The sequence below is a fragment of the Polyangiaceae bacterium genome, from assembly GCA_015075635.1.
Classification (GTDB): Bacteria; Myxococcota_A; Polyangia; order Polyangiales; family Polyangiaceae; genus JADJKB01.
In genome coordinates this window covers 1,316,830-1,329,091 of the sequence record JABTUA010000001.1, presented here as the reverse complement: position 1 = coordinate 1,329,091, position 12,262 = coordinate 1,316,830, and the positions used below count along the sequence as shown (strand labels likewise).

Below are 12,262 nucleotides of genomic sequence, written 5' to 3'. Positions count from 1 at the left end.
GGTTCTCTCGGGTGGCACGCCTGGGAAGCGATCATCGCTCCCACCTCCGGCAATGCGCACACGCGGCCTGGCGCATAGCACGGCGGCTCTGGGCCGGGAAACCGGAATTCACGCCCAGAGCGCATCCGCCGCGGTTCGATAAGCCTGGAGCGTTGCCTCGTCGAACAGCACGAAGCGGACCAGCTTCGGCACGCCGCCACTGCCGAGGCCGCGCCGGACCGCCTCCAGAGCCACGGGCGCCGCCAGCTCCACGGGGTAGCCGTAGACCCCGGTGCTGATCGACGGAAAGGCGATCGACTCGATGCCGTTCTTTCGGCACAGCTCGAGCGCCTTGGCGTAGCAGCGCGCGAGCAGCTTCGGCGCGCGCTCGCCTTCGCGATCGTAGATGGGGCCGACGCAGTGGATCACCCATCGAGCGGGGAGCGAGAACCCCGGAGTGATGACCGCACCGCCGGTCTCGAGCACGCCGCCCGGCAGGTCGCGCTTGAGCTCGCGCAGCGCGAGGGCGAGCTCGGGGCCCGCGGCACGGTGGATGGCGCCGTCCACGCCGCCGCCGCCCATGAGCAGCGAGTTGGCGGCGTTGGCGATGGCCGTGGTGTCGGACTCGGTGATGTTCCCGCGGCGAAGCTCCAGGCTCGCCTCCCCCAGCGAGTAGCGGTGCATGGCGGAAACTAAAGAGGATTTGTGCCCGCCGTAAAGCCCGCCTCGGCGGCAGCCCGTTTTGTGCCGTATGCTTCCGTGGGTGGACCCGGAGCGCCTTCTCGAGGAGCTCGTCAAGGTGGCCCGCGCGCTGGGGGTCACCGTGCGCATCGAGCCGCTGCGCGTGGCAGTGCACCACGCTTCGGGGGGCATGATCCGCTTGAACGGCCAGTCGCTGGTGTTGCTCGACGCCAAGAGCCCGCTCTTCGACCGGGTGCTCACCCTGGCGGACGCCATCGCTCCTCTGGCGGTCCACGGTCTGCCCGCGGAGCTGACCTCCGAGGCCCGCGAGCTCCTCGAGGCCGCGCGCGCCAAGCGCGAGGGACGCGCCGCCGCCGGCGAGAGCCGCGCGCGGCAGGTGCGCGTCCTGGCGCGACCCAAGCCGCTACGCCGTGCGCGACCGCGGTGAGCTAGTCCGTGATAAGAGCCCCGAACGTGGAGCTCGAACCCTCGGTCCCTCTCGCGCCGAAGACGACCCTCGGGGTCGGTGGCGCCGCCGCAGCGCTCGCCGTGGCCCGGAGCGAAGCGGACGTCGCCGAAGCAGTGGCGCGCGCCCGAGCGCAGAAGCTCCCCCTCCAAGTGCTCGGAGGCGGCAGCAACCTCGTGGTGTCCGACGCGGGGGTCGAGGGTCTCACGCTCGCCATCTCGCTCCGGGGCGTGGAGTGGCGCGCGGACGGCCGAGTGACCGCCGCCGCCGGTGAGCCCTGGGACGCGCTCGTGGCGGCCAGCGTCGAGCGCGGGCTCGCGGGGCTCGAGTGCTTGAGCGGCATCCCCGGCCTGGTCGGTGCGACGCCGATCCAGAACGTGGGCGCCTATGGCCAGGAGGTGAGCGAGCGCATCGCGCGGGTGCGCGCCTTCGACCGAGAGAGCGGCGCCGTGGTCGAGCTCGGGAACGGCGAATGCCGCTTCGCCTACCGCGACAGCTACTTCAAGAGCCACGCGCCGGGGCGCTTCGTGGTGCTCGCGGTGGAGTTTCGCCTGACCCCCGGCGGCGCGCCGGCGGTGCGCTACCCGGAGCTCGAGCGCGAGCTCGCCGCACGCGGGCTCCGCGAGCCGAGCCTGGCCGACGTCCGGCGGGTAGTGCTCGCGCTGCGCGGGCGAAAGTCCATGCTCTTCGACCCGAGCGACGAGAACGGCCGGAGCTGCGGCTCGTTCTTCGTGAACCCCATCGTCGATGCGGCGCTGGCGGATGAGGTCGGCGCACGGGCAGCCGATCCGAGCATGCCCCGCTTTGCGCAGGCCGACGGACGCGTGAAGCTCTCCGCCGCTTGGCTCATCGAGCGCGCGGGCCTCGAGAAGGGCACCCGCGACGGCAACGTCGGCCTCTCGACCAAGCACACACTCTGCATCGTCGCTCACCCGGGGGCGCGCGCCGACGAGATCGTGCGCTTCGCCGCGCGCGTGCAGAGGACCGTGCTGGAACGCTTCGGCGTTCGCCTCGAGCCCGAGCCCGTGTTCTGGGGTTTCGCTCAGCCGCCGATGCCCTGATACACGGCCTCGATGGCCTGCTCGAGCTTTGCGGGGTCGGTGCCGCCGGCCTGGGCCATGTCCGGGCGACCGCCGCCGGAGCCGCCGACGATGGCCGCGATGGGACGGATCAGCTCGCCGGCCTTGAACCGATCGGTGAGCTGTTTGGCGACCGTGAGCACCAGCTGTGCCTTGCCGTCCACCTCCGAGCCGACCAGGACGATGCTGTCGCCGAGCTTGTCGCGCAGCTGCTCGGCGAGCTCGCGCAGCGCGCCTCGATCGGTGACCTCGGTCCTGACACCCAGCACCTTCACCCCGCCCAGGTCCCGGGCCTTGCCGAGGAGCGCGTCCATGCCGCCGCCTCCGCCGCCGGTCAGGAGCTTCTTCTGGAGCTCCTCCACCTTCTTCTCCAGGCTCCGGCTCTCGGCCACGAGCTTCTCGATCTTGTCCACGAGCTGCGCCGGGCTCGCCTTGGCCGCCTGCGCAGCGCGACCGAGCTCGCTCTCCAGCGTGCGCAGGTGGGCGAGGGAGCCCTCTCCCGTCGTCGCCACGATGCGCCGGACGCCGGCGGCGATGCCTTGCTCGAGCTGGATCTTGAACAGCCCGATGTCACCGGTGGCCCGGGCGTGGGTGCCGCCGCACAGCTCGACGCTCTCCGCCATGCTGAGCAAGCGCACCGTGTCGCCGTATTTCTCCTCGAAGATCATCATGGCGCCGCGCTTCTTCGCCTCGTCCATGCTCAAGACCTCGGTGCGCACCGGCGCGTTGGCCAGCGTGCGCTGGTTCACCAGATCTTCGATCTTGGTGAGCTCCTCCGGGCTCAGGGCCTTACCGTGCGTGAAGTCGAAGCGCAGCCGCTCGGGGCCGACCAGCGAGCCCTTCTGCTGGGCGTGGCTGCCCACCACCTGGCGCAGCGCCCAGTGCAGGAGGTGCGTCGCGGAGTGGTTCTTCCGGATGGCGTCGCGGCGCGCCACGTCGATGCGGAGCTCCGCCTCGTCGCCGACGCGGAATCCACCCTCTTCCACGGTGGCTCGGTGGACGACCAGGCCCGGCACCGGCTTCTGCGTGTCGGTCACCCGCAAGCGTGCGGCGCCGATCACGATGCTGCCGTGATCGCCCACCTGGCCGCCGGCTTCGCCGTAGAACGGCGTGCGCTCCGTCACCAGCTCGACGGCGTCGCCGGCCTCGGCCGACTCCGCCAAGGTACCCGCCTTGACGATGGCGACGACTCGGCTCTTGTCCACGTCCCGTTCGTAGCCGCTGAAGGCGACGGCGCCGCTCGGCAGCTTGCCGAGCGCGTCGCGGTACACGCTCTCCACCGCCTGCTCCATGCCGCGGAACTCACTGCGCTTGCGCGCCTCCTCCAGCGCCGCGTCGTACCCCGCGACGTCCACCGCGTAGCCCCGCTCGGCGCAGATCACCTGGGTGAGGTCCAGGGGGAAGCCGTAGGTGTCGTAGAGCTGGAAGGCGTCCGCGCCGGAGAGCTCCTTCGAGTCGGCGCGCTTCATCGCGTCGAATGCGAGCTCGAGCAGCGACAGACCGCGTTCGATGGTCTGGCGGAAGCGCACCTCCTCGGCCTCGGCCACGGAGCGGATCATCTCCCGACGCTCGCGGAGCTCCGGGTATTGCTCGCCCATGTGGGTGACGACCAGATCGGCGACGTCGTGCAGGAACGGCTCCGCGATGCCGAGCCGGTGCCCGTGACGGATGGCCCGCCGCATCACGCGCCGGAGCACGTACTCGCGCCCGGTGCGGTCCGGCATGATGCCCTCGGCGATCAAGAACGCCGTGGTGCGCGCGTGGTCCGCGATGACGCGCATCGAGACCTCGTCCGGCGTCATGCCGCCGGCGTAGGGCTTCTTCGAGAGCTCTGCCGCGCGCTCCACCAGCGTGCGCAAGAGATCCGAGTCGTAGTTGCTGGTCTTGCCCTGCACGATGCCGGCCAGGCGCTCGAGTCCCATCCCGGTGTCGATGCTGGGCGCCGGCAGCGGCTCGAGCGCGGAGTCCTTCTGCTTGCGCTCGAACTGCATGAAGACCAGGTTCCAGATCTCCATCCAGCCGTGGCCCTCGGCGGTCTGCTCCTGCCCGAAGCGTCCGAGGTCCACCTCGGGACCGACGTAGTAGTGCAGCTCGCTGCACGGACCGCAGGGACCGGTGTCACCCATGGCCCAGAAGTTGTCCGCCATGCCCAGGCCCAGGACGCGGTCGTCCCCCATGCCGGTGACCTTGCGCCAGAGCTCTCGCGCCTCGGCGTCGGCGGGCACGCCCTCCTCGCCCTTGAAGTAGGTGAAGACGAAGCGCGACGGGTCGAGCCCGACCTCCTTGATCAGGAAGTCCCAGGCGAACACGATGGCCTCTTCCTTGAAGTAGTCGCCGAAGCTGAAGTTGCCCAGCATCTCGAAGAACGTGTGGTGGCGCGGGCTCGGGCCGACGTTCTCCAGGTCGTTGTGCTTGCCGCTGATGCGGATGCACTTCTGGCTGCTGGCGGCGCGGGTGTACGCGCGCTTCTCGCGACCGGTGAAGCAGTCCTTGAACTGCACCATCCCGGCGTTGGCAAACATCAGCGTCGGATCGTTGGGGGGCACCAGAGCACCGCTCTCTACGACCGCGTGCCCGCGGCTCCGGAAGAACTCGAGGAACGCTCGGCGCAGCTCCTGGGACGTCTTCGACATGGCAGGGCGGGGGTCTAGCACAGGCCCCCGCTCTGCGCGCGGCTGGAGTAGCATCCCGAGCCGGACCCGCATGGCCGACGCCGCACTCGCCCTGGTAGAGGCCAAGGACCTCGGCCGCGTCGAGGACCGGGTCGCGCTGCGCGGTAAGCTCGCGCTGGGCGCCGGCGCGCGCGGGGCGGCGAGCCTCGTGCGCACCACCAAGGGCCTCTACCTGGTCGCGGCGAAGAGCGCCTCCGAGGGCGTCGCCATCGACCTGCTCGGACGCAGCGACTTCCGCTACGAGCCGGGCTCCTTCGGCGATCGCATCGTGGTCGGGGACGCGGAGGTCGTGGTCCCCACGACTGCGCGACGTGACGCGCGTCGCGCGCTGGCCCTGGCGCGCCTGAGCGGCGGCTCGCAGGAACGCTTGCAGGAGCTCGGCCGGCACGTCGCCGCGCTCAGCCCAGTCGTTCGGGCGTTCCTCGGCGGGTTCATCGAGCCCGGCGAGCTCTTGCTCGCGTTCCGCGAGACCGACAAGGGCGCGCCGGTCGAGTCGGCGCTCTGCCCGGGCCAGAGTGGGACCGGCTACCTGTTCGCGAGCGAGCGCCGGATCGCCCGCGTGGTGCTCTCCGAGCTCGGCGACCGGCGCGTCGAGGCGCTGGACGGCGTGCGCCTCTCGCTGGACGAGAGCCTGGGAAAGTCCGAGGTACTGGCGGGGCGCTTCCGCTGGCGAGTGCCGCGCTCGGAGCTCGATCTGTGGCGCGAGCTCCTCGCGGCGCTCGAGCACGAGGGACCGGCGCGCATGCGGGTGTTCGCGCGCTGGAACTGGCTGGGGCGCGCGGATCCGGCCTCGCTCGGGTTCGCCCGCAGGCTGCTCGACCGCTGCGTGAAGGCCGGCGACCCGCTGGCCATCGCCGCGGCGGTGATGGTCTCGGTGGACACCTCGGAGCCGCTCGAGCTGGGCCCCGAGGTCGACGGCCTCGTCTCCGCGCTCGCCTCGCATCGCCTGCCACCGGACGCGCTGGCCGCGGTGTGGAAGGACTTCCGCCTGTCGCCGGAGGCGGCGGTGGTGCTGCTCGACCGCCTGACGAGCCACGGCGACGCCGCCGAGCCTTGGGCGCTCACGCTCCACGAGCGCCTGCACGCACGCTTGCTCGATCTCCGCCACGATCCGAAGCGACTGGCGCGCGCGGACGTCGAGCTCGCCGAGCACCTGATCCGGTCGGGCCAGCGCGAGCGCGCGCGGGTGCTGCTCGAAGCTCGATTGGCGGCGCTGCCAAGCGAGGAGCTGCTCGATCTGTTGCCGAGCCAGGACGCGGATCTGACAGCGGGCGCCGGCGGACAGGTGCTGCGCATCCGCGTGTTCGAGCTGTTGGCGGACGCGCGCCGCACCGCACAAGGTCCGTGCGTTCGTGCCTTGGCCGAGCTCGCGCGCTTGCAGCCGCTGGTCGAGGCACGCGTCCGCGCGCTTCACTCGGTGGCGGAAGGCGAGCTCCGAGAGCGCGCCTCCGTGGTGCTCGCGGCGCTCGGGCCCGGCGGACTCGCGCGCCGAGAGCTGGCCGGGGGCGAGCGGGAGACGTCTGCGCTGACCGAGGAGCTCTTGCGCGACGTGCTCCCCCACCCGGCGGCCCGAGAGGGCAGCGCGGTGCTCGGTCGCATTCAGAGCCTGCTCGCCGCCGTGCCCGAGCCGGACCACGGCATGCTGCTCGAGTACGTCGAGCCCATCAGCGTGGCGCGCCAACCCGAAGCCGCCCGCGCGCTGATGCACGCCGCGCGCCTGCTCGGGGTCGAACGCGTGCAGGGCTTCGTCTCCCGCGGCAAGAAGGGCATCGGGCTGCGCGCCTACGAGGGGCCGCCGGCCTTCGTCTTGGTGGGCGGCCGCCACCTGGACGACGATCCCGAGTACGGCATGACGGCGAGCGAGCTGTCTTTCGCCGTCGCCACCGAGATCGCCCACGTCGCCTACGGCCACGCGCGCGTCACCTCGAGCGAGGTCTGGCGCGGGCTGTTCGACCGGAGCCGCGAAGGCCTCGACCTGCTCCTGGGCCTGTTGCCGCTGTTCAAGAGCTACCGCATGGCCGAGCGGGCGTACTCGCTCTTGCAGAAGATCCCCACCAGCACCATCCAGCGGGTCGTCGGCGGAGCGAGCGCGGTGCGGAAGCGGCTCAAGAGCCGCCCCGATCTTGGCATGCCCCACGAGAGCGACGACGTGCTCTCCGCCATGCACGAAGATCTGGTCGCCACCGCCCGCGTGATGCAGCTCACGGCAGACCGCGCGGGGCTCCTGGCGTGCCGCGACCTGCCGGCGGCGCTGCGCGCCATGCTGCTGGTGCGACCCGACCAGCGCGCGGAGCTCTCGCTCGGAGAGCGCGACGGCGCCCTGGCCGTGCTACGCGAGCGCACGCCGGAGGGACACTTCGCGCACCAGGATCTGGCGGTGCGCATCGCCGCGCTGCTCTCGTTCTACCTGTCGGACGACTACGCGCGGCTGGTCGCGGCTCAGCGCCTCTGACCGTGCCGGCCCGCTCCGTCCGCGAACACCTTGGCGCCGAGCGCGGCCTCCGCCAAGACCTCGCGGCCGCGTGCGGCCTCCCGCGCGATGCCTTCGGAGAGCGGCAGGCCCTGGGCGTCGAGCAGGGACGCGCGGTCCGCGAGCAGGCAGGCCCAGGGGAACGCCGCGAGCTCGCCGGCGAGCTCCACGGCTCGCTCGAGCGCGCTGCCGTCCTCCACCACGCGATCGACCAGGCCGATGCGCTCGGCCTCGGTAGAGTCGACGAGGCGGCCGGTCAGCACCAGATCGAGCGCGCGCCCGAGCCCGACGATGCGCGGCAAGCGCTGCGTGCCCCCGTCGATCAGCGGCACGCCCCAGCGCCGCTCGAGGCAGCCGAGCTGGGCCGAGCGCCCGGCCACGCGCAGATCGCAGAACAGCGCGATCTCGAGGCCGCCGGCCACGCAATGGCCCTCGATGGCGGCGATGCAGGGTTTCTCCGACCTGAGCCGGGTGAAGCCCATCGGGCCTTCGCTCGAGTCCACGTCGTTGTCGAGGGCCTTCAGATCCGCGCCGGCGCAGAACGTGCCGCCGCTGCCGGTGACCACCAGCACCCGGAGCGCCGCGTCCGCCTCGAAGCGCCGGTAGGCGTCGAGCAACGCGGCGGCGGTCGCGCGGTCGACCGCGTTCCTGCGTTCGGGTCGGTCCAGACTGACCACGCCCACTTGCCCCCGAGACTCGAATCGCACGCTCATCGCCCACTCCTCTCGAGCAGCTCCAAGTAGAGCCTCTCGTAGCGTCGCGCCACCACCTTGGCGTCGTGCTCCCGGGCGATGTGGGCGCGCTGCGCCTCCACGACCTGGCGCACCCGCGCGTCATCCCGGCACAGCTCGAGCACCGCTCCGACCCACGCCGCGCGGTCCCCCGCCGGCAGTTGCACGGTGCCGCCCAGCTCGCGGAGCGGTCCCTGGTCCAGCGCCAGCACCGGCACGCCGAGCCGCATCGACTCGAGCAGCACGATCGGCATGTCCACCTTGCCCCAGAGGTCGTCCACCGGAAACAGCACGGCGCGCGCCTCTTCGATCAGCGCCAGCACGTCGGGGAGCGCGGCCGTGAAGCGCGTGTGCCGCTCCGGCAGCCGGCGCTCCAGCGCGCGCGCCACCTCGGGGGCGCGCGGCGTCTTCTCGCGATAGGCGAACACCACCACCAGGTTCGGCAGCTCCCGGCACAGCGGCTCGACCAGCGCCGCCACGTTCTCGGCCCCGGCGGACAGCTCGATGTCCCCTGGGTAGACCAGGATCAGCGCGTCGTCGGGGAGCGCCAGGCGCTGCCGGAGCGCGCGCCGCGCCGCCAGCGCGCGCGGGGCGAGCTCGGCGACCGGCGGTGGGATCACCTCGATGCGTCGCCCCGGCGCCTGCTCCGAGATGCGGGCCGCGGTGGCGCAGCTCTGGGCGACCACGACGTCGCCGAAGAGCAAGCGCGCCACGCCCGCGAAGTCCCGCGGAGGTGACGCGATGGTCTGCATGACGCGCGTGCGTCGAGCCGCGCGGAGCAAGCGCGCGACGCGACTCGTGCGCGGATTGGGCGCGAACACGAAGTGCCAGAGCGGCGCCCGCGCGGAGACCGCCAAGAACGACGCCGCGCGCGCGTTCTCGATGAACGCGGGCGCGTGGGCGCCGGCATCCGAGTAGACCTCGACGCTCTCGACACCCGGGAGGGGCTCGGCGCCTCTCGCCCCCATCACCACCGGGTGCACCTGCTCCAGGTTCTGGGCCACGTCGCGCACCAGGCACTTCGTGCCGTCATGGAACGGCGGCACCACCGGCTTCGAGACGAACAGGACGCGCGGCGGCGTGGGCACGGGTCCCTGGTATCGGCCGACCTGCCGGCCCCCGTCAATCGCGCTACTACCGGGTCGCCGCCGCCAGCGCCTCCGGCGCGCGTTTGACGGCGCTGGCTACTGCCGCGGCCAGGACCAGCTTCTGAAGCTCGCCAGCCCGCTTCTTGGCCTCGGCCTTGCTGGCCCGGGTGCTGGCAGAGCCGGTGACCGTGCCGGCGATGGCCTGCTCCGGCATGCGGTGCACGACGTACTCGACGCTCGCGGAGTACACCACCTCCGAGCCCTCCGCCGACTCGTTCAGCTTGCGCAAGAGCCCGGTCACCATGACCATCTTTTTGCCCTTGTCGGCGGCCTCGGCGCTCTCGCTCTCCTCGATCACCTTCACGCCGGGCAGCTCGCCGAACCTCTGGCGGCTCGCGCTCTCGAGGTCGCCCACCAACTTGCCGCGCACGTCCTTGCCCATGCGCATCCGGCCCATCTTGACGATCATCTTCACGCTGCTGCTGGTGACCATCCTGAGCGAAGCCAGCGTTGCCTGGATCTGGGTCCGCACCGCCTGCGAGCTGTCCTTCTTGTGCGCTTCGAGCGCCGGGATGCTCTGCTTGTCGCCCAGCACCTTGAGCGCGGCGGCGGCGGCGGTCCGCACCGCGGCGTTGTCGTCGTCCAGCGCCTTCTCGAGCGGCAGGCGGGCGTCCGGGTGCTTCGTCTTGCCGAGCTCGAGCGCGGCCTGCACGCGCACGCGGAAGTCTTCGCCCTTTGCGAGCCGCTCGATCAGCTGGTCGACTGACCCGGCGCCCGCGGCGCTGCCGTGTGAAATGGCTAGCGCCAGCGCGCACGCCACGGCGAGCGCGAGTCGTTGCAGCCGGAGGCCGAGCCAGAACCGCACGCTGAACGTCAGCGTAGCTCAGTGAGGACGCCGACCCAAGATGGGTCGTTCGCCTACATGGGCTTACCTCACTTCAAGAGGTCGGCGACATGCGCGTCGATCTCGGCTTCGTCGCCTTTGCGGAATCCAGCGTGCACGTAACGAACGATGCCGCTCTTGTCGATGAGGTACGCGGTCGGCATCGTGGGCGGCGAATAGGTCCCGGAGACGGACTGTCCCTCGTCCCAGCCGATGGCGAACTTGGCGCCGTTCTTCTTGGCGAAGTCCGCGATACCACCCGGCTCGTCGTCGATGCTGATGCCGACCACCACGAGCTGCCCGGCATATTTTTCCGCCAGCGCCTGGTGGTGCGGGAACGAGTCCTTGCACGGCTCGCACCAGGTCGCCCAGAAGTCGACCAGCATCACTTTTCCGGCGCCGTCGGACAGCGCGACCTTCTTCGCGCCGCCGGAGTAGCCCGGGAGGTCGAAGGGGGGCGCCGGAGCCCCGACCAGCGAGTGCTCCGCAGCGCCGCCGGTCTGGCTCGGTCCCATCTTGCCGCAGCCCATCGCCGCGAGGCCGAGCCCCACGGCGACGATCACTCCCCCCCAACGCGAGAAGCACTTTCGTTGGGTCACTTCTTCTTCTTGTCCTTCTTCTTGTCGTCCGCGGGAACCTCGTCCGGGCACCCGTCCTCGTCCTGGTAGCCGTTCTTGGTCTCCGGCTGATCGCCGCACTCGTCCTGCTGGTCCGGCACGCCGTCGTTGTCGTTGTCCGGATCGGGGCAGCCGTCGGTATCCTCGAAGCCGTCGGTGTCCTCCGGAGCGTCGGGGCACTTGTCGAGCTTGTCCGGAACGCCGTCGTTGTCGCGATCGGGCTCGTCCGGGCAGCCGTCGTCGTCCTTGAAGCCGTTCTTGGTCTCGGGCTTGTCGGGGCAGCGGTCCTGGTCGTCGGCTACGCCGTCACCGTCGTTGTCGAGCTCGGGGCAGCCGTCGGAGTCCTGGAAGCCATCCGGGTCTTCCGGCTGCTTCGGACACTTGTCGGCGTCGTCGGGGATGGTGTCGCCGTCCGAGTCGCGCGCACCCGCGGGGCAGCCCTGCGCTTCTGCGGTGCCGGCGATGGTCGGACACTGGTCGTCCGCGTCCGGGATCCCGTCGCCGTCCTTGTCCCCGCCTTCGTGCACGTACATCACGCCGAGGAAGGCGCGCACGGTCGGCACGCCCACACCCTGGATCAGGCCGGTGCCTACGCCCGCCGAGATCACGAACGGAGAGTCGAGCGGCATGATCTGCACGCCAAGGTCCGCCTCGAGGCTGTTGGTGCCGTTCTTGGCGCTGAACTTCGTGCCGCCGAAGCCGTCGAGCACGAGGCGGAATACCGGGCTCGCCTTGAAGCCCGCTCCCACGCCGTATCGGAACTCCGGTCCGAGAGTGGTGGAGCCCACGCGCCCCTCGCCGCGATACACGGCGCCCAGGTTGCCGCCGAAGGAGAACGGGCCCTGCTCGCCGTCGAAGATGCCGCGAATGCCCGCGGTCGGCGTAGCGTCGCCGATGTAGTTGTCCTTGGCGGTCGCCCGCCCGAGGGGGCCGGTGAACCATGCCCCGACGCCGACCACGAAGGGGTCCCGGAGCTCGCCGTGGAGGCGGTACTTGCCCTCCAGGGTGGCGTCGCCCATGCCGACGGCGTCGATGCCGCCCTGCTTGGCGACGCCTCCCTCGTCGATGCCATCGCCGTTCACCCAAGTGACGGGGACTTTGAGCCCGACCTGCAAGCGCGGGATCGGGGTCAACGAGGCCAGCGCGTCGCCCGTGACCAGGTTCTCGATGACCTTGAGGTCGTCGATGCCGCTGGCGTTCGGGTCGTCGCAGTTCGTCTCGCTGAAACAGCTGCGCACCACGAAGGGCTTCCAGGCGTAGTTGACGAAGAGCCCTGCGCTCCACGCCATCTTGCCGTCGGTCCGCACGCCGCGCGTGCTGAAGTAGTTACGGGGCCCGGGCGCCGGGTCGAAGCGCTGAACCGAAAACTCCTTGTCGGCGGCGTCCTGCGCCAGCGCCGGTGCGGCAGCGAAGACGAGGCCGAGCACGCTGGCAGCTCCGACCGCTCCGGCGATGCGGCGCGAGCGGTGGGAGGTGCTTGGGCGGAAGCGGGCAGCGGGGAGCGCGACGAGGGGCAGCGGCAACGGAATCATCCTCCGACACCGAGGGGGTTCACCCTCAGCGAAGCCAAGGCTCGCATACCCCGCCAGCATTTCG

10 protein-coding genes are annotated in these 12,262 nt (G+C 71.3%); 3 read left to right on the top strand and 7 right to left on the bottom strand.

What is annotated here, in order from left to right:
* Positions 1-108: 108 nt before the first annotated feature.
* Positions 109-663 (bottom strand): O-acetyl-ADP-ribose deacetylase, encoded by a 555-nt coding sequence (locus tag HS104_06090; protein MBE7479542.1) that lies wholly within the window; start codon positions 661-663, stop codon positions 109-111.
* A 79-nt stretch (positions 664-742) separates the two neighbouring features.
* Between HS104_06090 and HS104_06085 the strand changes: the two genes are divergently transcribed.
* Positions 743-1,108 (top strand): hypothetical protein, encoded by a 366-nt coding sequence (locus HS104_06085; GenBank protein MBE7479541.1) that lies wholly within the window; start codon positions 743-745, stop codon positions 1,106-1,108.
* A gap of 26 nt (positions 1,109-1,134) precedes the next feature.
* The gene (locus HS104_06080; GenBank protein ID MBE7479540.1) at positions 1,135-2,187 is read left to right on the top strand and encodes a UDP-N-acetylmuramate dehydrogenase; all 1,053 of its coding nucleotides are present in this window, start codon (positions 1,135-1,137) and stop codon (positions 2,185-2,187) included.
* Here the strand turns inward: HS104_06080 and alaS are convergent.
* Entirely contained in the window at positions 2,169-4,838 is a 2,670-nt protein-coding gene (alaS, locus tag HS104_06075; protein ID MBE7479539.1) for an alanine--tRNA ligase, read from the bottom strand. The genes HS104_06080 and alaS overlap by 19 nt on opposite strands.
* Positions 4,839-4,908: 70 nt before the next feature.
* Here alaS and HS104_06070 point away from each other — a divergent pair, with 70 nt between their 5' ends.
* Positions 4,909-7,329 carry a hypothetical protein gene (locus HS104_06070; GenBank protein MBE7479538.1) on the top strand — a complete coding sequence of 807 codons (2,421 nt, stop codon included), beginning with the start codon at positions 4,909-4,911 and terminating at the stop codon, positions 7,327-7,329.
* Here HS104_06070 and HS104_06065 read toward each other — a convergent pair.
* The 5 genes from HS104_06065 to HS104_06045 all read right to left on the bottom strand — a co-directional run bounded on the left by HS104_06065 (position 7,317) and on the right by HS104_06045 (position 12,189).
* Positions 7,317-8,060, bottom strand: coding sequence for a crotonase/enoyl-CoA hydratase family protein (locus HS104_06065; protein ID MBE7479537.1), 744 nt, complete (start codon positions 8,058-8,060; stop codon positions 7,317-7,319). The genes HS104_06070 and HS104_06065 overlap by 13 nt on opposite strands.
* Positions 8,057-9,166 carry a glycosyltransferase family 4 protein gene (locus HS104_06060; protein ID MBE7479536.1) on the bottom strand — a complete coding sequence of 370 codons (1,110 nt, stop codon included), beginning with the start codon at positions 9,164-9,166 and terminating at the stop codon, positions 8,057-8,059. Before HS104_06060 ends, HS104_06065 begins: the two co-directional genes overlap by 4 nt.
* Positions 9,167-9,212: 46 nt before the next feature.
* Entirely contained in the window at positions 9,213-10,031 is an 819-nt protein-coding gene (locus tag HS104_06055; GenBank protein ID MBE7479535.1) for a HEAT repeat domain-containing protein, read from the bottom strand.
* 68 nt (positions 10,032-10,099) lie between these two features.
* Positions 10,100-10,648, bottom strand: coding sequence for a TlpA family protein disulfide reductase (locus HS104_06050; GenBank protein ID MBE7479534.1), 549 nt, complete (start codon positions 10,646-10,648; stop codon positions 10,100-10,102).
* A complete protein-coding gene (locus HS104_06045; GenBank protein ID MBE7479533.1) occupies positions 10,645-12,189 on the bottom strand; it encodes a thrombospondin type 3 repeat-containing protein in 1,545 nt (514 codons plus the stop codon). The genes HS104_06050 and HS104_06045 overlap by 4 nt, the downstream gene beginning before the upstream one ends.
* Positions 12,190-12,262: the final 73 nt, after the last annotated feature.